Genomic DNA, 19,365 nt, shown 5'->3' with positions numbered 1-19,365 from the left:
ACAAGTATGGCAGTTTTACGGGCAGTATCAGGCCGACTGGTGGAAGATCTTATGGGTGATAAATGCGAGGTTTAGTACACTGTCACCAATGTTTTTCAGCTCCGGTTTTTCCATAAATCCGGTTTTTCACAAATGAAGGTAAAGCATGGCAATCCCGGCAGAGATTTTGCGAGCAGAGATCTTGCAAAAAGTTGTTCAGGCTGTTGATGCCGAAAGCATACAGCAAACCCAAGTTATCCAGTCGCTCTGGGGGGGCTATGGTGAGTTATTTCGTGCAACCCTAACTGGTGGACGCTACGCGTCAGTGATCGTAAAACACATCAGGTTGCCTCAACCGGAAAATCATCCGCGCGGATGGAATACCGCTCTTTCTCACCAGCGAAAATTGCATTCTTATCAGGTTGAGGTGAACTGGTATCAGCAGTTTGCTAATCAGTGTGCACCTGAGTGTCCGGTGCCTCGTTGTCTGTTTGTTGAAGCGCAGGATGAGGAAATCTTACTGGTTCTGGAGGATCTCGGAACACTTGGTTTCAGTGAGGTTCACAAAGCTGCGAACTCTGTGCAGGTAAAAGCTTGTCTGAGCTGGTTGGCACAGTTTCATGCACAACACCTGGGCATTTCGCCTGACGGATTGTGGCAGACCGGAACCTATTGGCATCTGGAGACCCGCCCTGATGAGCTGAAAGCATTGATGGATGAGCCTCTTAAACAAGCAGCCGGGTTGATTGACCAGTCTTTGAAGCAATGCCGTTATCAGACTCTGGTTCATGGTGATGCCAAGCTGGCGAACTTTTGTTTTACTCCTGACGGCAGCAAAGTTGCGGCGGTCGATTTTCAATATGTCGGTAAAGGTTGTGGAATGAAGGACGTGATTTTGTACATCAGCAGCAGTGTGCCGTTTGAAGAATGCCCGCAGCGTGTTCCGTCACTGTTGGATCACTATTTCGATGAGCTAAAACGAGCACTGGCTGACTTTCAGCCGCAGGTTGAGCCGAATCAGGTTGAGCAGGAATGGCGGCCGCTCTATTGCGTGGCATGGGCCGATTTTCAACGATTCGTTAAAGGTTGGTGCCCGGATCACTGGAAAATCAATCCCTATACTGAAGCGTTGACCCGACAGGCTCTGGTGCAACTGGGAGTGTTGTTATGATTTTAATGGTTGATGATCTTGAGTTGTTACTTGAACAGGCAACAGAAGCCGCGTTAAAAGCCGGTAAATTTATCGCCGGCTTTGACCGGACGCAGTTGCAAGTTAACCATAAAGCTGGCGGAACCAGTTTGAGCGCTCAGGTAGTGACTCAGGTTGATCTGGATAGTCAAAAGCTCATTTTTGAAGTACTTGAGCCGGGTATTGAAAAGTACGATTTAGCGCTATTGGGTGAAGAAAATGCCAGCGAGAATGATGTCTCCGGGCATGCCCGATTCAGAAAATCGCATTTCTGGTGTATCGACCCTCTTGATGGCACTTTGCCTTTTATTGAAGGTTCAGATGGTTTTGCGGTTTCCATTGCTCTGGTGGCGCAGTCTGGCTGGCCGGTGCTTGGTGTGATTTACAATCCGGCGACAGGGGATCTCTATCAAGCGCTTAATCCGCTTAATGCACCGGAGAAAAGACTGGTGCTGAAAAACGGTGAGCTTTGGCTGGGCAAAGAGAACAACTGTATTTTTACCTTGTTTGTCGATCGCAGTTTTCAGTCTGATCCGCGCTATCCGGTTTGTATCGAACAGCTCGAAGCTCTGGTTCATCAACAGGGTTTGGATGGTATGCAAGTGGTTAATACCTGCGGTGCGGTGATGAACGCGATTGGGGTGATGGAAAATGCGCCTGCCTGTTATTTCAAACTACCCAAGCCGTGTAAAGGCGGTGGCAGCCTGTGGGACTTCAGTGCGACGGCGGCGATCGCTCAGGCTTGCGGTGCCGTCAGTGCTACAGATGTTTTCGGTGCATCCTTGGATCTGAATCGCAGAGATTCAAACTTTATGAATCACAAAGGGGCAATTTACAGCAGCGGCGTAAACCACCAAGCTGTGCTGCAACTGGCTCAGGAATGCGACCAGTAAGACATGTTATGAAATGAAAGGACGGAGGCCGTGAGGCCTCGTCCTGTTTAATGATTACCAATATTATTTCTTAGAACGTTACTTTGATGTTTACTGTCGCAACATTTGAGACATTACCTTTTTCATCCATCACTTTATAAGTGAAAGTTGCGTCTTTCACTAAGAACACGCGATAGTGGAAGGTACCGTCGCCATTATTGGTCAGTTCACCATAGCGAGCATCCGGCCCATCGACGACAACAACTGAACCTGTATCAATTGGGTACGCACCGGCAATATCATTGCTGAGAACATTGACTGTGATGCCGCCACGGTATGAGTCGGTAATGTGATCATCCACCGCGACAGTTGCTTCTACCGGGGCTTTCACTTCACCGCCATCCAGGAATGGCTTAAGCTCTGGTAGCTTTTTAGCTGAACGCCCTTGTTTACCGATAGCCGGAAGCTCCAGCCACTCTTCAATAGCACGACCTGTACCATCATCTGTTACCGTTTTTTCGTCACCCACGCCACCTGCCGGAACGAAAAGCTGCGGACGGTCAAAAGGTGCTTTTTCCCAACGAACGCGGTCATCAGTTAGTGCCTCCATGAAGGCAACCAAGTGAAGTTTTTCTTCATGGGTCAGCCCTAGTTCGCGAATATCCGGATCCAGGTTCGATGTTGAGCTGTTACCTTCAAAGCCTGTTGAATCATTGGAATGATCGCCGAAACGATTACCGCCACGGTTGTAGAAGTTTACAACCTGCAACAGAGATGACATCCCGCCGTTATGCATGTACGGGGCAGTCAGCGCAACATTACGCAGTCCCGGAACTTTGAATGAACCAAATACAGCATCTCGTTCATTCGGATCAACCGGTATACCTTTCCCTTCTTCGAAGGTTGACGGGTCTACCTGGAAGTTGTCAGGTACATTTTTGCCTGCGGCTATCTCTTTGGCTTGTTCGGTAAAGGATAATGAGTTGCCCCATTGGTCTTTTCCGCCAAGACCAATGTCTTCTTTCGTTGGTCGAACGCCGATATTGTAGAAGCCGTTATCATAGAGTGCGATGTTGCCGTCTGCCATGAACATCCTTTCAACCAGGCCTTCTTCCTCTTCTTCCCCTATCAGGTGAGTCGCCGCTTTGGATAATTCAGGACCGCTGTGACAATTTGCACAATTTCCTTTCCCAATGAAAAGAGCCATGCCTTTCAGCTCTGATTCATTGAGCGCTGATGAATCACCTGCCATATAACGATCAAACGGAGAGTCGTCAGACACTAATGTACTTTCATACATCTGGATGGCGAGTCCCCAGAACAGAGAAAAGTTGTTTTCCATCTGGGTAAAGCCATCGGTCATTTCCTTACTCATCCAGAAATCATCGTGGAAGGCTTTCATTATCATTGAGCGGTAAGTTGTTGTCAGGCCTTTGCCCGGATAGGCACTCAAGGTACCCAGTCGGCTGTCAGACTTATCAACTTCTTGCAAAGCAAGAGGTTTAGCATCGATAATTTTCCGGCCCGTAATTTTGAATGTTTTGTCCTTACAGGCCATTTCGAATGTGCTGGCTACCGGACCTACAGCCTGGGAGGCGGCACTGGAGTTAATCAGAGTTACTTTGTGAGGAACCAGTTTGGCGGTTTTCTTATCAAAACGAAGTACATGGGCGTCTTTATTTCGCAAACCGAACGGATCGACACCGTTAAAGACGTTATTGGCCCTGCCGTCCCAGAAGTTACGGAAATTGAAAATAGCATTAATTACTGTCGGGGTATTTCGTGGTTCGACTTTTCGTAATGCAACATGGCTGATACTGAAAATATCTGCATCTGTTGTACAGTTTTCGCTGCCATCATCAAATTCTTTCGGGTAACTGTTTCCTGATAAATCAATAAAGGTGGAGGTAAAGACACCCTGAGAAGAGGAGACATCATCAGTGTCAAAGAGTACTTTTGATTGTCTGTCATCCGGGTTTTCATATTTCCTGAAAGGAAAGTCTGAGGCTAGAAGGTTATAGTTGGGGCCGCCATGACCACCGGAAAGGGTTGGGTTGAATACCTCTTGAAGTGACTCATCAGTATGTCTTAATCCCGGACTTAACTGGTTTTTAGTTCGGGGGTCAGCTCCGGCATGGAAGTGGCAACTACCACAACTTTGCCCCTGGCTGCCTACCTGCATGTCCCAGAAGAAAGCTTTACCAAGATCTATTGCGGCCTGTTTATCTTTGATGTACTTATCTAACCCCGGTACAGGTGCTGGCAGAACACCTTTCAGAGAACTGATAGGGAGTGATGAGGGAGCTGGCTCTACTTCTGCATGAACCAGGCTGTTTGAAAGCCCGAGTATACACCCTGCGGCAATCAGCACACCAAGTCGGTGCCGTCTATTCAGCTTATTATTATTCATCGTATGCTCCTGGCGTCCATTCGCCATATATATCTTCAAAAATTACGAGTTGTGCGCCCGCGTTATTCATAATGGCAAAATGGTCCAGTCTCATTTATCAACTTTGTGATAATTTAATTAATATTAAATATCCCTAATATTTAAAGTGATATGAAAAATTTACGCTAAAATATTAAAAATCAAAAAGTGTTTAGTGGGTTTTTGTTAAAGTTAAAAGTTGAATTTGAATTGTTTTTCTTTCTGATGTTTTTCTCTTACCTCAATATTCATTTGTGGTGGTCTATTAATATCAATGGATTAATGGTGGTTGCTTCAAGCGTGATTTGGGTCTCAATTGTTCCGATAGTGTATTATCTATAATAATTTTCTTGTTAATAGATTTTTAATCATGACAAGCTTATTTGCCTTGTTTTGATTGCCTGGTTGTACTTTTGTATTGAATTTAAGTTTGTCAAATTGAGTCATAATGGCAAAATTAATAATAAAAATTTAGTGTCTCATTTTTACATATTGATATTAACTTAATACATCCCGCCTCAAGTTTTGTAATCTTATTAGGAATAAGTCAGAGTTAAATTTGTCAATTAGTATCAGGGCAATAATGTTGGTTTTAGTGATGCTGAATTTCACCTCAGTTCTAATAAGTGTGATGTCGGTGACATAAACGCTTTTGGTAATGCAATATTGCCTAACAATCTTTGCTCGTTGTTTCATAATTCGTTAGAATTAATCGCTATTGATAATTGTTATCATTCTTATGTGTTCACTGCTTTGGCAGTAGCAGTTCTGCGCCTTACGCCGCCAGCATCAATGACGACACCAGACCAGATCTGAATTGCCTTGGTCGGTGAGCAGATCGGTGCGGATTCATTTCTGATATTCCCCCGACCGAGAATTGGCGGCATTCAATTGAATGCCGCCAGCAGTTGCGCCTGCATGTCAGTTTCTTATGAAAATGTGCAGGTGAATTTAATAAGGAGTGTTAAATGAACCGTGGAGCGATGGGTAGTCTCCGGTGGCTTTTTCAGGTAGCTGCCGAGCATAAAGTCAAGCTGTGGTTTTCGATGTTGCTTGCTAGTGTCAGCGCGGTGTTTGCACTGGCTCCCTTCTATTTTGTTTATCTTGTTCTTGATCATTTATTGGGTGGTGAACTGGCGGCTGCGGAGATCTTTCTCTGGTGTGGTTTGGCTGTGGGCTGCATGCTGATTCGCTATGCACTGATGATGGTCGCTCTAATGCTTTCCCATAAGTCTGCTTTTGCTATTCAGTACAAAGTTCGGACACTGGCGCTAGGCCATATGGCAAAGTTGCCACTCGGCTTTTTCAGTCAGCGCAGTTCAGGTCAGGTGAAAAAAATCCTGTCGGAAGATGTTGAGCGGATTGAGCTGTTTGTGGCCCACCATTTACCGGATACCGCGTCGGCATTGATTACTCCGTTGGTGGTCTTTGTTTATATGCTGGCGGTTGACTGGCGTATGGCGTTGGTTGCGCTCATACCGTTACCGCTGGCGATTATCAGCCAGGGCTTTTTGTATCGTGGGGTGGAAGAAAAGACCCAGCGCTATCATGAAACCCTTGAGCAACTTAATGCCAGTGTTATTGAGTACGTAAGAGCTATGCCTGTTATCCGGGCGTTTAATGCCGGTGGTAAGCCTCATACTCTGTTTACCGACAGTCTTGCCGCATACCGTGAGCTGGTTATGAACTGGATTAAAGACTCCGGCTGGCCGTTTGCGGCATTCAAAACTCTGCTCGATTGCGGGCTGCTGGTCCTGTTGCCGGTTGGTGTTTATTTCTGGAGCCAGGGCTCCCTGGATATCGCCGCTTTCACTCTTTGTATTTTACTGGGGGTAGGCATGATGGAGCCGCTGTATAACCTCTGTATGCTGAGCGGTTACCTCAACCAGATCTTCGAAGGTGTTAACCGATTGCAGGATTTGCTGGAAACGCCAGAGTTATCTGAACCGAACCAGGCAAGTACCCCTGCAGATGCCGGTGTTGATTTTTCCAATGTCAGTTTCCGTTATGAAAAACAGGGGCCGGAGGTGCTGTCGAATGTCAGCTTTAGTGCGCCGCAAGGAACCCTTACCGCAATTGTCGGTCCTTCCGGTGCCGGTAAGTCAACCATAGCCATGTTGCTTGCTCGGTTCTGGGATGTCAGTGACGGTGAAATTCAGATTGGCGGAAAAAATATCTGCAGCCTGGGCAGTGAGGTTCTGATGAACCAGGTGGCGTTTGTCTTTCAGGACAGTTTCATGCTCGGTCAGTCGGTGCGCGATAACATTGCGATGGGTATAAAGGCCACGGATGAGCAGATTATTGCAGCAGCCAAAGCGGCTCAGGCCCATGAGTTTATCTCGGCCTTGCCGGATGGCTATGACACTCAGCTTGGTGAAACGGTAACCTTAAGTGGCGGTGAAAAACAGCGGATCGCTATTGCCCGTGCGGTGCTTAAGGATGCGCCGATCCTGATCCTTGATGAAGCAACGGCGTATGCCGATGCCAATAATCAGGCACAGATCCAGTCAGCCCTGAGCCGTTTGATTGCCAATAAAACGGTCTTTGTCATTGCTCACCGTCTCTCAACTATTGTCGGTGCCGATAATATTCTGGTGATGGATCAGGGATGTTTGGTCGGTAGCGGTACTCATGAGCAGCTGCTTGAGTCAAATGACGTTTATCAGGCACTTTGGGCATCTCACCAACAATCCCGCCAATGGGAACTCTCTACCCGAACAGTTTGTCAGAATGAGTCACACCAGCAAGAGGAGTTGATCAATGCTTAGTCAAATGAAGCTGCTGACAGGAAATGACAACCTGAACCTCGGCCGGAATATTGGTTTAGGTTTTGTTGAAGCATTGCTGACAGGCTTGCCATATGTGTTTCTGTATTTAGTGATCAGGGAGATGTTTGCCGTGACGCCGGATATGACGCTGATTTGGTCATATTGCGGGGTGATGGTTGTGCTCTTTGCGGCCAGGGTGATTGTTGCTCGTCAGGTGACGATTGAAGGCCATTCTCTGGGCTATGACGCTGGTGTAGATATGCGTAATCACCTGGCGAAGAAGCTGAAACGGGTTCCGATGGGATATTTGCTCAAAACTGATCCGGGAAAACTGAACTCAACCATGCTGCAGGATGTGACTTTCACTGAGCAGATTTTCTCTCACCTGTTCGCCCAACTGGTGATCACTATCAGCCTGGTGAGTTTGGTTGCTATTGGTCTGACTTTTGAAGACTGGCGACTTGGGGTTGCGATGTGTATCGGGCTGCCTGTTGCTGTGGTGGTGTTTACTCTGCTTAAACGTATCGGCACCCGCTATAGCCGGGCATTACTTGAGCTGCTGGGGCAAATGAACGGATCTTTGATGGAATACATTCTCGGGATTAAAGTGTTGCGAGCATTTAACCTTGCCGGTAAGCGCTTTTCCCGGCTGGATAAACGCCTGAAGGAGCTTCAGCACTTAAGCCTCAAGCATGAGTTCATCGTTGGCCTGGCACCACTGGGTTTCATTTCTTTTGTCGAACTGGGATTTGCCGTGATGTTGCTGACCGGGGTGTTCCTGTCTCTCGACGGGGATTTGGAACCGCAGGTTTTCGTGCTGTTCCTGATTGTCTCCAGTCGTTTTTTCAAGCCGCTGATGTCTATTGCCATGTATCTGGCGGAATACGGTTTTATGCGCCAGTCAGCCAACCGCATTGAGGCTATTTTGCAGGAGCCCGAGCTGAAGCAGGGCATTATCAGTCAAAGACTGACTCCGGACGTTAAGTTCAGTGATGTCAGCTTCTCTTACATTGATGATGTGGTACTCAAGCATGTCGATTTACACTGTAAGCCGGGTACGCTGACTGCGCTTGTCGGCCCGTCCGGCTCGGGTAAAACCACCATCACCAGCCTGCTGGCTCGCTTCTGGGATGTGGATAGCGGTGTGATTTCGATTGGTGGGAAGGATATTCGTCACCTGACGGCTGAGTGTCTGGCAGATCATATCAGTATGGTGTTCCAGGATGTTTACCTGTTCAACGATACTATTTATCACAACCTGACTTTGGGGATGGATAATCCGAGCCGGGAGAAAGTTGAGGCAGTCTGTAAGGCGACCTGTTGCTGGTCGTTTATCTCCCGCTTACCGGACGGGCTGGATAGTATGATCGGCGAGGGCGGCGCGACACTTTCCGGTGGTGAGAAACAACGCCTCTCCATTGCCAGGGCCATTTTGAAAGACGCACCAATCATTCTGTTGGATGAGGCAACAGCATCATTGGATCCGGAAAACGAAAGTGAAATTCAAATCGCACTGAGTGAACTGATCAAAGAGAAAACCGTGATCATGATAGCTCACCGTCTGAATACCATAGTTAATGCCGATCAGATAGTCGTATTGGATCAGGGGGAAGTGGTTCAGTGTGGCCGACATGAGGAGTTGGTCTGCCATCCCGGTTTATACCAGCAGTTGTGGCAAGCCCAGCAGCAAAGTCAGGGCTGGACGCTGGCAACTTGCTGATATTTTCCTGCTACGTAATTCAAAGGTCGCGATAGCGGCCTTTTTCTTTGCGGTTTGTTTGTATGGTTAATCGTATGGTGACTGTTTTGTGGTTGCCGAATATGACAACCACATAAAGTCAGCAGGAAGTATCGTGCAATCAAAGATCTCAGTGAAGGTTTCTGGCATATGCCAGAAATAAAGCGTATAACTAGCATATGCCAATAACCAGCGTTTTTTACTAAGGCTAATACTCAGCTGCGGTTTCTATAGGACGATGGTATGTAACAGTGGATAAGAGAAAAAATGATGGAGCAGTATCAGATAACAAAGCAGGCCCACGATAATTGTATTGCCTGTGGTCGCGTTGATAATAACCCAGATTCATTGGGGCTGACGTTTATGCCGCAGCAGGATGGTTCAGTATCTGCATCTTTTGATGTGAGTGCTCGCTATCAGGGATATGACGGTTTTCTTCATGGTGGCATGATCAGCACCTTGCTTGATGCGGCGATGACTCATTGCCTTTTTGCCCAGGGTATTCAGGCATTGACGGCTGAGCTGACAGTTCGTTTTTCAACGCCTGTAGATATTGGACAGAAAGTGCGGCTAAAAGCCCGTTTGACGGGGCAGCGCAGGGGAATTTACCAGTTAGAGGCAAGCATTATCGGCGAGCAGCAGCTACTGGCTCGCGCAACAGCAAAATTTATTGAACCGAAGTAAATGGTGAACAGGCTTCTGCAGATTTTTGCAGCCACTCGATGAAGCATTCAATTGCATTGTTATGGTGATGCGAGATCAGGTAGTAGCCGGCGTTGGCTGAAACAGGTGCAAACGGAGAAATCAGTTTACCGCTGGTAAGGTCGTTTTTGAGCAGGGCGCAACGGGCCATGGCAACGCCTAATCCGGCTTCTGCTGCCGCCATTGCCATATCAGTTCGGTTGAAATAATGCCCCTGTTCGCTATCGGCTTTGAGATTCATATTTTCAAACCAATAGTGCCATTCAAAATCCGGCCTGGCGTCGCGCCAGGGCATCGCATCATGCAAAAGAGTGACTTGTCGCCAGCAGGCCGGATCATTCCAGTTAAATCTTTCTTCGTATTCCGGACTCATTACGGGTTGTAGCCCTTCAGGTAACAGCAGTACGCCTTTGTTATGAGGCTGACGGCAGTAATCAATCACCAAATCGTATCCGGCTTCTTTATGGTCAACCAGTGCACCTTCGGCAAAGGTTCGGATCTTTATTTCCGGGTGCTGCTGATAGAAATCCTGAAGTCTGGGAACCAGCCATTTATAAGCAAAAGATGGCGTGAGCTTGAGGCGGATTTCACCTTCGGCAGCCGGTTGCTGAAGTTCTGCAATCATGGTTTGAATATCTCTCAGACTTTGATGAACAACATCGAAAAGCATCTGACCTTGCTCTGTGAGCATGATCCCTCGTGAATGCCTGTTAAATAATGGGAAATTAAGTTGTAGTTCGAGCTGGCGTATTTGCTGGCTGACAGCTCCGGTGGTGATGTGCAGATGTTCAGCTGCCTTGGTGAAGCTGCTAAACCGGGCGGTAACCTCAAAAGTTGCCAGGCCTGACAGGGTACTGCTCTTGATTGCTGGCATCGGCTCCTCCGGTTTGCTTTTAGAAAAACTAAACACTGCTGTTAGATATTATCGATTGTTGCGGAAATGTAAATAAAGCATCCTCTGTTTCATTAAGTCGCAGTCAAAAGAGAGTCGTGAAATGGAAGTCATTGTTTTAGGGAGCGGAGTTATCGGATTAACCTCAGCCTGGTATCTGGCCCAGGCCGGGCACGATGTGACTGTGGTGGAGCGTCAGAGTCGAAGTGCAGAAGAAACCAGCTTTGCCAATGCCGGTCAGATTTCTTATGGCTATTCATCCCCTTGGGCTGCACCGGGTATTCCGCTGAAGGCCATGAAGTGGCTGTTGCAAAAGCATGCGCCGCTTAAGATTAAACCGTCGGTTTCTCCTGAACTGTATGTGTGGGCATCGAAGATGCTGGCTAACTGTAATCAGGAAAAATACCAGATCAATAAAGCCAGAATGCTACGGATTGCGAACTACAGCCGTGATTGCTTGCAGGAATTGCGACAGCAACAGAAGCTGAATTATGAAGGACGTCAGAAGGGAACCTTGCAGGTCTTTCGTAGTGAAGCTCAGGTTGAGGCCGTTGCCAAAGATATAAAGGTACTGGCTGACAGCGGTACACGATACCAGCTGCTTGATGTTGCCGGCTGTATTGATGTAGAGCCTGCTCTGGCAAAAGTGAAAGGCAAGCTGGTTGGCGGATTGTACTTGCCGGATGATGAAACCGGTGATTGTTATCTTTTCTGTCAGCAGTTAACGGCATTGGCAGAGCAGGCAGGAGTGCGGTTTATGTTTGATACCGAAGTAAATCGGTTCATTCATCAAGGCGGGAAAATTACATCCGTGCAGACCAGTGCCGGAGAATTAAAAGCGGATGCCTATGTTGTGGCAATGGGGTGTTACTCAGTGTCGGTTTTGGCATCGCTGGGACTATCGTCGCAGGGAATGGAAATGCCAGTTTATCCGGTTAAAGGTTATTCGCTGACCATGCCTGTTGCCGAGCCTGATCTGGCTCCGCAATCAACGGTGATGGATGAGACTTACAAGGTTGCCATGACCCGTTTTGATAACCGGATCCGGGTAGCCGGAACGGCAGAGCTGGCTGGGTTCGACCTGAGCCTGAGTGAGAAACGCAAAGCGACTATTGCTATGGTGATTCAGGATCTGTTCCCGCAGGGTGGCGATATCAGCAAGGCGAAATTCTGGACCGGTCTGCGTCCTATGACACCGGACGGCACGCCGGTTATCGGTAGAACTCCTTATGCCAACCTGTTCACCAACACTGGCCATGGCACTCTGGGCTGGACCATGGCCTGCGGCTCCGGGCGACTTTTGGCTGATATTGTTAGCGGCAGAGAGCCGGATATCGACCCGGTAGGGTTGGATCTATTTCGCTATGCGAGCTGATAAAAATGGTTGCTGAAGTGCTCTGTGGCTACTGAATCGTAGATAACGTACTGATTAGCAGTTACCTTTTTTCGCCTGACCCGGAGGACAGAAGCTACCGTTGCCATGATGGTTTTTGTCGTTGGTAGAGGCTTTGATATTTACACCGTCGACTTCGCCTTCAATATGAGTGAGCTGGCAGCCGCTTAGCAGAAGGCCTGAGAAAATGATGCTAATCAGAGTCAGTTTTTTCATTGTCGCTTGATATCTATTGATGAAATTGTCAGCGAGTGTATGTGTTATAGCTTGGGTGAGTGTCAGGAGAAAGTCAGAGAATGATAACCGCCAGCCGTGATCGGGCAGGTGTCTGCGGTATTGTGTAGTAAAATTGAATTACTAATGTCGGATCGTAACCAGGTGGGAGGCCATATGAAACGGGTCTTTTACATTAGCGATGACTTAGACGACCTTGAGCTGGTGGAAAATGAACTGGAGCTGAGTGGTATCAGCTCACCTCAAATCCATGTGCTCAGCGATAATGACGCCGAGGTTGCCAGCCATCAGAATCTTCACCCAGTGAAATCCTATATGCGTAATGATGTCATCCACTCAACAGAAATTGGCGCGGTAGTGGGGATGTGTATTGCGGTCTTTGTTCTTATCTGTGCTTATCTGGCCGGTTTTACTGAAAGTGCCGGTTGGATTCCCTTTACGATACTGGCGATTGTGATGCTGGGACTTACCACTTGGGAAGGTGGTTTGTTTGGTATTCAGGAATTGCACTACCAGTTTCGACGGTTTAAACATGTCCTGAAATCCGGCAAGCATGTACTGATGGTTGATGTTAAGCCGAGTCAGGAAATTGTGCTGGCCAATGTGACACTGGCGCATGACAAGTTGAAGCTGGCTGGCACTGCTAAGGCACCACCTCAATGGCTCATTACAGCACAGAATCGTTGGGACAAAATAAAACGCGCGATGCCTTAACGTGTATTAACTTTCCGGCAGGCAGAACACCATGAGTGTTATTGTTTTCTTTGAGAATGAAGCAATATATTCATATTGGCGTGACTGGATAAACACACGGGCGTTACTAATAAATCATTCATTCGCTTCTTTTGGCTGCCATACTTTGATCGCGACGCAGATGCTGTGGTTTAGCGACTATAAGCTTTGAGCATTCAGAGTAAGGAGCAGGCAGTGAAGAATATATTTGTTCTGGGCTCAGATGAGTTTAATTTGTCATTGATGAAAACGCTGGTATCTGCCAAGGACTACTGTTTTCACGTTCTGTTTGATTACGATGAAGTGAAAATGGGAGGCGGGAGGCCTGTTCCCTCGCTTTATGAAGAGGGGCTGGAAAAGCTGAAAAGTTTTCAGGGTCGAGTTGATGCGATTGTCGGTTATTGGGATTTTCCGGTAAGTACCCTGTTGCCTTTATTTCGGCGGTCATTTGATCTGCCTTCTCCTTCTTTTGAAGCATTACTGAAATGTGAACATAAATATTGGAGCAGGCTTGAGCAGCGTCGGGTAATACCTGAATTCATTCCTGATTTTTGTGCCGTTGACCCGTTTTGTGATCATCCCGGCCAGCAAATATCCATTCCTTTTCCATATTGGCTCAAACCGGTAAAAGCTGCCTCTTCTCAGCTTGGTTTTATGGTGCGAAATGAAAGTGAGTTGCATGCCGCTATTGAAGAAATACGACAAAAGATAGCCGGCTTTGCCGACCCGTTTAACTACTTGATGCAATTTGCTGAGTTACCAAGTGAAGTGAAGACGGTCGACGGCAATTACTGTATTGCTGAATCCATAATATCCAATGGGCAGCAGTGTACCCTGGAAGGGTATGTTTATCATGGCCGCTGCTGTGTTTATGGTACTGTCGATTCCATCCGTGAAGGTGAACATAATTCCAGCTTCTCGCGTTATCAATATCCTTCCATGCTTCCGTTACATATTCGGCAGAAGATGATCGCCGTTACTGAGCGCTTCCTTCAGCATATTGGCTATGATAATGGCCCGTTCAATATTGAGTTTTATTGGGATAGTGAGGCTGATCGCATCTGGCTGCTTGAAGTTAATGCCCGGATATCAAAATCACATTGTCCGCTTTTTCATTATGTTGATGGGATGTCCCACCATCAGGTCATGTTGGATCTGGCATTGGGCAAAGAGCCAGACTTTCCTCACCGACAAGGACCGTACCGTTATGCCGCGAAGTTTATGTGGCGAATCCATAGTGACGCATTCGTGGTCAAGGTTCCATCTGAGCAACAAATACAGGCGGCTATCAGAGAGTTTCCCGGCTGCGAAATTAAACTGCATGTTCATGAAGGGATGCGTCTGTCTGATTTGATAAATCAGGATAGTTATAGCTATGAGATTGCCGAAGTGTTCATTGGCGGAAACAGCGAGCATGAATTACTGGAAAAGTACCATAATGTTAAGCAGGCACTGGGACTGGAGCTAAGTCCTTTATTGGATGGTATGTCATGCGATAAAAGAGAAGGAAAAAGTGATGGCAGTTGTCGAGCAGTTTCCACATAAGATTCAGCACATTGAACATACTTGGATCCCCATGCCAGATGGCACTCGTTTGGCGGCCCGGATCTGGATGCCAGAAAATGCAGATGCCCGGCCTGTTCCCGCTATCCTGGAGTATATTCCTTATCGTAAACGTGATGGTGTACGCCTGAGGGATGAGACTTTCCATCCTTATTTTGCCGGGCATGGATATGCTTGTATCCGGGTTGATATTCGTGGCAGTGGAGACTCTGAAGGTGTGATGACTGACGAGTATTTACAGCAGGAGCTGGATGACGGAGTTGCCATTATTGACTGGTTAGCACAGCAGTCTTGGTGTGATGGTAATGTCGGGATGATAGGGATTTCTTGGGGAGGCTTTAACGGGCTCCAGATTGCAGCCATGCAGCCTATCCCCCTTAAGGCGATTGTTAGTGTATGTTCGACTGACGATCGTTATGCCGACGATGTTCACTACATGGGAGGTTGTTTATTGGGTGATAACCTGTCATGGGCATCGACCATGTTTGCTTATAACTCTTTACCGCCGGATCCTGAGATTGTGGGTGAAAAATGGCGAGAGATGTGGTTTGAGCGTCTTCAGGGGAGCGGGTTGTGGCTTGATACCTGGCTACAGCACCAACATCGTGATGAGTACTGGAAGCATGGTTCTATTTGTGAAGATTTCTCTCAGGTTACTGTTCCTGTGATGGCAGTAAGTGGTTGGGCCGACGGCTATAGTAATGCTGTGTTTCGCTTACTCGATAAGTTGACTGTACCACGGATGGGGTTGATCGGCCCCTGGAGCCATAAGTACCCGCATATCGGTGTGCCGGGGCCTGCAATTGGTTTTTTACAGGAATGCCTTCGCTGGTGGGATAAATGGCTGAAGGGGATCGAAACCAATATTATGGATGAACCTATGCTGCGTGCCTGGATGCTCGACAGCATGCCGCCATCAACTTTTTATCATCAGCGCTATGGGCGCTGGGTTAGCGAACCGACCTGGCCTTCAGAAAATATCGGGGAAGAGACGTTTTTGTTAGCCAAATATAGTCTGGTGGATAAGGCTCAGAGCGTTTCTGAAGAAAGGTTGGTATTACAATCGCCATTAAGCACCGGATTATTTGCCGGTAAGTGGTGTTCTTACAGCGCAACACCGGATCTGCCGCATGATCAGCGTGAAGAGGACGGAGGGGCTTTACTCTTTACTAGCGCCCCTTTGGAAGCTCCGCTAGAAATACTGGGAGCCCCAGTGGTTGAACTGGAATTGTCGGCCAATAAACCTGTAGCAATGCTGGCGGTGCGATTGTGCGATGTTCATCCTGATAACAAAAGTTCCCGAGTGACTTATGGTCTGCTGAATTTAACCCACAGGGACAGCCATGAACAGCCGACACCACTTGAACCCGATAAGCGTTATCGAGTTCGGGTACAGTTGAATGATGTGGCTCAAACGTTCCCCGTAGGACATCGTATCCGGCTATCGATTTCTTCTTCCTATTTCCCTTTGGCCTGGCCACCGGGTGAACCGGTTCAGCTTTCAATTTATACCGGTTATGGCCGACTGAGCCTGCCAGTTCGCTCACCTCGAGAAGAAACCGTTTTATTTGAACCAGTTCAGCAATCAGCCAGTGGTGCCAAACAGCAGATTAAGGAGGGGCATCATAATTGGCGGGTGATCAGAGAACTGGATAAGGACTTATCAACTCTGGAAGTGATTAACGATAACGGTACTTATCGGCTCGAAGATATAGATATGGTGGTCAACCGCCAAGCTAAAGAATGGTACTCCTATCAGTGTGATGACTTTCAGTCACCGAAAGGGCGGACGGAATGGCGGTGGGGATTTGAACGGGGAGACTGGTCGGTTGAAACCGTCACGCGAACGCTGCTGCATTGCGATGAATCCTACTTTTATCTGGATGCGGAACTTGATGCTTATGAGGGGGAGCAGCGCGTGTATTCACAGAACTGGAACTTACGTATTAAACGTAATTTAGTGTGATTGCTTAAACGGGTAAGTATGGTTTGAGTTATTTGATTTAATTGTCATCCCCAAACCACCGCCTATGGAGGTGTTGATTGGAAGAGCTAACTTCTAGCCTTTAATGTTCACGCACCTACCGTTCTCAACGAGTTACTAGCTTTTTCTGCATTACAGAATTGCAGGTTTTCAGTAGATTGGTCTTTCCTTTTATGCTTTATTATTTTGTAAAATTTAAATCTACGCTACTTTCATTAAGAAACAAGAACTGGTTTTTATTCTGTGTGATAGTGCAACATGGCCATGCAGTCCTAACAATTTCGTTCGCTAGAGTAATACAAATTGTCTTAAAGCCTATTCGTTTTATGGCTTTATCCAACCAAGCATCTTTTTGTGTTTTTGGTATATCTGACATCCTACCAATATATGATCTTGCTCCAAGATAAAGTAAGGACCGTAGTTCTTTGACGTAGCCAGGTTTATCAATGCCAATCATTATTACTTTGCTGCCAGAGCTTGCTGTTTAGGTGTTAATCCGACAAAAGCAGATGCTTGTCTTTCGTATTTAAACATATTGATTTAATTCCATCGAATTAGACATCAAGCCTCTACATATTCGTGATTTACCAAGCGTCATTTTACGCCCATTAATTGATAGTTCTGTAAATATAATAAAAGAGCTCGCCCTTATGAATGATAGTTATTTGCATTTAATGTGAATAAGAGGAAATATGTGCGACCTATGAAAATGATAATCATTTGTATCTCTATCGATGAATATAGTTTTTATTAGATATTATTTATTGAAGCTCTGAAGGTTGAATAAAATGACTTTAAAACTTTCGAAGATTGCATCTAGCGTGTGCTTATCACTGTGTTCCTTCGCTGTTCTAGGTGCTACTGATGGTATTGATAAATTAGACGTTATCGTGGTTACAGCTGAAAAAGTTACCGCAGAATCACAAAAGACACCTGTTAGTATTTCAGTATTATCAGATTATGATGTCGAAAGAGCGGGTGTGGAAAACACCCTCGATGTTGTAAAAAGAACTCCTAATGTCTCCATGATTAAAGCGGGTAACCCTTCTGACGCTAGTTTTCTCTCTATGCGAGGAATTACGCCAACAATGGAAGGCGCACAATCCGTTTTATTCTTGATTGACGGGGCAATGTATCAAACATTTGATACTGAGTTATTGGATGTTGAGCGCATTGAAGTCTTACGTGGCCCGCAAGGAACATTATACGGGCGAAATGCTTCATCAGGCGTAATAAGTGTTCATACAAAAGATCCTGATTTATTTACAGAAGGTAGCGCTGGCTTAACTTACGGCAAGTATAATCAGCTAAAAGGTAATGTTATTTCTGGTGGCGCTATTGGTAATAGCGATGAGTGGGCGTATCGAACTGCACTTCAATATTCGAAGAATGATGGTTACTTCACTCGCGCCTATGACAATAAAGATGACGTTAATAAGGTTAAGGACTTTAATGGACGCGTTAAAGTTCGCTGGATGCCTATAGATCAACCTTGGGATGTTATTGCGACTGTCGATGCGCAAAATCGTCGTAATGGTAATATGTCATTTGCCTCGTTAGAGCAAATTGAGAAAGATAGCCATAAGGTTTATTCAAACTTTGAAGGGGAAGCGAAGGCTGACATTTATACTGGCTCTATTCGTGCAACCTATGCTGCGGACAACTTCGATGTAACTTCTATTACGGTATATACCAAAGAGGATAAAGTTGATAACCAAGACCTTGACTTTACTCCGGCGGATGCTCAAGAACTCTTTATTGATTCAAACTTTTCTCGTGTTACGCAAGAGCTAAGATTGAGTTCTAATCAGGATGATTCGATTCGTTGGGTTGGGGGGCTGTACTTCTTTGATGAAACTGCAAAAAATGACATCGATATGAAGATGAAAGCTTTTGGTCTTTTTAATACCACCAAAACAGAGTCTAAGGTAAGTAACTACGCTGTGTTTGGTAATATCAACTATCAATTTGCTGAAAAATGGGAAGCTATTGCTGGTTTACGCTTTGATTACCAAAAAGTTAAATTTAATTACAACGACAAATGGAATATGGGCTTCCCGAATTCAGAGGGTTCAGATGAAGCTAATTTCAATGAATGGTTGCCTAAATTTGGGTTGAATTACTATGCGACTAATGACGTGATGATGTACGCAAGTATATCTCGCGGTTATAAGAGTGGTGGCTTTAATATGTTAACACCGCCCAACCTTTCACCGAAGTTCGACCCTGAGTATACAATGAACTACGAATTAGGGATGAAGAGTGAATGGTTTGACAATCGCGTTCGCTTTAATTCATCTCTATTTTGGATTGATTGGAAAGATCAGCAAGTTGAACAGCAACTATATCCTAAGTCATTTACCCAAAATGCAGGTAGTACAGTTAGTAAAGGTATTGAATTTGAACTTTCATGGTTAATTCAACCTGGTTTAACCGCATGGGCTAACGGTGGTTATAATGATGCAAGCTTTAATGACTTTATTAGTAAGGTATATGACAACAGCGGAAACGTTATTGGACAAAATGATTACAACGGCAATCGCCCTGCTAATGCGCCAAAATATACTTATAGCTTAGGTATTGATTATAACTTCTTCGAAAATTACTTCGTGTATGCAGATTATAATGTCACAGGTGATTTTTACTTCGATAATGCCAATACAACTAAGCAAGATGACTACGGAATTCTTAATTTAAGAGGTGGTTATACAAGCGATAATCTTGATCTTATCTTGTGGGCGAAAAACGCATTTGATGAAAAATACCTTACACGAGCTTTCCCTATGGGGAATGGAGCGAATAAAAAATGGTATGGCCGTTCTGGTGATCCAATGACATTTGGAGCCACAGTTAACCTTAAATGGTAACCCTTCAATAAATATCCCCCTTCA

At 46.1% G+C, this 19,365-nt stretch carries 13 protein-coding genes and 1 pseudogene; 10 read left to right on the top strand and 4 right to left on the bottom strand.

Annotated features, from left to right (window positions below; translation table 11 throughout):
• The first annotated feature begins 145 nt into the window (after window positions 1-145).
• Window positions 146-1,150 (top strand): phosphotransferase, encoded by a 1,005-nt coding sequence (locus AACQ93_RS24555; protein WP_064609525.1) that lies wholly within the window; start codon window positions 146-148, stop codon window positions 1,148-1,150.
• Window positions 1,147-2,061, top strand: a complete 915-nt coding sequence (locus AACQ93_RS24550) for a 3'(2'),5'-bisphosphate nucleotidase CysQ family protein (RefSeq protein WP_007463431.1) — start codon at window positions 1,147-1,149, stop codon at window positions 2,059-2,061. The genes AACQ93_RS24555 and AACQ93_RS24550 overlap by 4 nt, the downstream gene beginning before the upstream one ends.
• A gap of 70 nt (window positions 2,062-2,131) precedes the next feature.
• On the opposite strand, the gene AACQ93_RS24545 is transcribed toward AACQ93_RS24550, so the two are convergent.
• Window positions 2,132-4,450, bottom strand: coding sequence for a cytochrome c peroxidase (locus AACQ93_RS24545; RefSeq protein WP_064609524.1), 2,319 nt, complete (start codon window positions 4,448-4,450; stop codon window positions 2,132-2,134).
• Between the two features lie 986 nt (window positions 4,451-5,436).
• Between AACQ93_RS24545 and AACQ93_RS24540 the strand changes: the two genes are divergently transcribed.
• The 3 genes from AACQ93_RS24540 to AACQ93_RS24530 all read left to right on the top strand — a co-directional run bounded on the left by AACQ93_RS24540 (window position 5,437) and on the right by AACQ93_RS24530 (window position 9,658).
• Window positions 5,437-7,236 (top strand): ABC transporter ATP-binding protein, encoded by a 1,800-nt coding sequence (locus AACQ93_RS24540; protein ID WP_064609523.1) that lies wholly within the window; start codon window positions 5,437-5,439, stop codon window positions 7,234-7,236.
• Window positions 7,229-8,956 carry an ABC transporter ATP-binding protein gene (locus AACQ93_RS24535; RefSeq protein WP_064609522.1) on the top strand — a complete coding sequence of 576 codons (1,728 nt, stop codon included), beginning with the start codon at window positions 7,229-7,231 and terminating at the stop codon, window positions 8,954-8,956. The genes AACQ93_RS24540 and AACQ93_RS24535 overlap by 8 nt, the downstream gene beginning before the upstream one ends.
• Before the next feature lie 285 nt (window positions 8,957-9,241).
• Window positions 9,242-9,658: a PaaI family thioesterase gene (locus AACQ93_RS24530; protein WP_084419461.1), complete on the top strand. Its 417-nt coding sequence runs from the start codon at window positions 9,242-9,244 to the stop codon at window positions 9,656-9,658.
• Here AACQ93_RS24530 and AACQ93_RS24525 read toward each other — a convergent pair.
• Complete coding sequence (locus AACQ93_RS24525) at window positions 9,642-10,550, bottom strand: LysR substrate-binding domain-containing protein (protein WP_064609521.1); 909 nt, start codon at window positions 10,548-10,550, stop codon at window positions 9,642-9,644. The genes AACQ93_RS24530 and AACQ93_RS24525 overlap by 17 nt on opposite strands.
• Window positions 10,551-10,671: 121 nt before the next feature.
• Here AACQ93_RS24525 and AACQ93_RS24520 point away from each other — a divergent pair, with 121 nt between their 5' ends.
• Window positions 10,672-11,943 carry a D-amino acid dehydrogenase gene (locus AACQ93_RS24520; protein ID WP_064609520.1) on the top strand — a complete coding sequence of 424 codons (1,272 nt, stop codon included), beginning with the start codon at window positions 10,672-10,674 and terminating at the stop codon, window positions 11,941-11,943.
• Between the two features lie 54 nt (window positions 11,944-11,997).
• On the opposite strand, the gene AACQ93_RS24515 is transcribed toward AACQ93_RS24520, so the two are convergent.
• On the bottom strand, window positions 11,998-12,177 hold the full coding sequence (locus AACQ93_RS24515) for a hypothetical protein (RefSeq protein ID WP_007463444.1): 180 nt from the start codon (window positions 12,175-12,177) through the stop codon (window positions 11,998-12,000).
• A 174-nt stretch (window positions 12,178-12,351) separates the two neighbouring features.
• Between AACQ93_RS24515 and AACQ93_RS24510 the strand changes: the two genes are divergently transcribed.
• From AACQ93_RS24510 to AACQ93_RS24500, 3 genes are all read left to right on the top strand, one after another.
• Complete coding sequence (locus tag AACQ93_RS24510) at window positions 12,352-12,909, top strand: hypothetical protein (RefSeq protein ID WP_064609770.1); 558 nt, start codon at window positions 12,352-12,354, stop codon at window positions 12,907-12,909.
• 213 nt (window positions 12,910-13,122) lie between these two features.
• Complete coding sequence (locus AACQ93_RS24505) at window positions 13,123-14,472, top strand: ATP-grasp domain-containing protein (protein WP_064609519.1); 1,350 nt, start codon at window positions 13,123-13,125, stop codon at window positions 14,470-14,472.
• On the top strand, window positions 14,444-16,456 hold the full coding sequence (locus AACQ93_RS24500) for a CocE/NonD family hydrolase (RefSeq protein WP_064609518.1): 2,013 nt from the start codon (window positions 14,444-14,446) through the stop codon (window positions 16,454-16,456). The genes AACQ93_RS24505 and AACQ93_RS24500 overlap by 29 nt, the downstream gene beginning before the upstream one ends.
• A 254-nt stretch (window positions 16,457-16,710) precedes the next feature.
• Here the strand turns inward: AACQ93_RS24500 and AACQ93_RS24495 are convergent.
• Window positions 16,711-17,005: pseudogene (locus AACQ93_RS24495) on the bottom strand (transposase); the annotation flags it as partial.
• A 257-nt stretch (window positions 17,006-17,262) separates the two neighbouring features.
• Between AACQ93_RS24495 and AACQ93_RS24490 the strand changes: the two are divergent.
• Complete coding sequence (locus AACQ93_RS24490; protein ID WP_084419459.1) at window positions 17,263-19,341, top strand: TonB-dependent receptor; 2,079 nt, start codon at window positions 17,263-17,265, stop codon at window positions 19,339-19,341.
• Window positions 19,342-19,365: the final 24 nt, after the last annotated feature.

Source organism: Photobacterium sp. J15, assembly GCF_963870815.1.
In the GTDB taxonomy this organism is placed as follows: domain Bacteria; phylum Pseudomonadota; class Gammaproteobacteria; order Enterobacterales; family Vibrionaceae; genus Photobacterium; species Photobacterium marinum.
The sequence above is the reverse complement of the archived record's forward strand: the minus strand, read 5'-3'. Positions and strand labels throughout refer to the sequence as shown.

Coding starts and splice junctions, on each gene's coding strand:
- AACQ93_RS24555 (WP_064609525.1), top strand. CDS start 146: ATGGCAATCCCGGCAGAGATTTTGCGAGCAGAGATCTTGCAAAAAGTT.
- AACQ93_RS24550 (WP_007463431.1), top strand. CDS start 1,147: ATGATTTTAATGGTTGATGATCTTGAGTTGTTACTTGAACAGGCAACA.
- AACQ93_RS24545 (WP_064609524.1), bottom strand. CDS start 4,450: ATGAATAATAATAAGCTGAATAGACGGCACCGACTTGGTGTGCTGATT.
- AACQ93_RS24540 (WP_064609523.1), top strand. CDS start 5,437: ATGAACCGTGGAGCGATGGGTAGTCTCCGGTGGCTTTTTCAGGTAGCT.
- AACQ93_RS24535 (WP_064609522.1), top strand. CDS start 7,229: ATGCTTAGTCAAATGAAGCTGCTGACAGGAAATGACAACCTGAACCTC.
- AACQ93_RS24530 (WP_084419461.1), top strand. CDS start 9,242: ATGATGGAGCAGTATCAGATAACAAAGCAGGCCCACGATAATTGTATT.
- AACQ93_RS24525 (WP_064609521.1), bottom strand. CDS start 10,550: ATGCCAGCAATCAAGAGCAGTACCCTGTCAGGCCTGGCAACTTTTGAG.
- AACQ93_RS24520 (WP_064609520.1), top strand. CDS start 10,672: ATGGAAGTCATTGTTTTAGGGAGCGGAGTTATCGGATTAACCTCAGCC.
- AACQ93_RS24515 (WP_007463444.1), bottom strand. CDS start 12,177: ATGAAAAAACTGACTCTGATTAGCATCATTTTCTCAGGCCTTCTGCTA.
- AACQ93_RS24510 (WP_064609770.1), top strand. CDS start 12,352: ATGAAACGGGTCTTTTACATTAGCGATGACTTAGACGACCTTGAGCTG.
- AACQ93_RS24500 (WP_064609518.1), top strand. CDS start 14,444: ATGGCAGTTGTCGAGCAGTTTCCACATAAGATTCAGCACATTGAACAT.
- AACQ93_RS24490 (WP_084419459.1), top strand. CDS start 17,263: ATGACTTTAAAACTTTCGAAGATTGCATCTAGCGTGTGCTTATCACTG.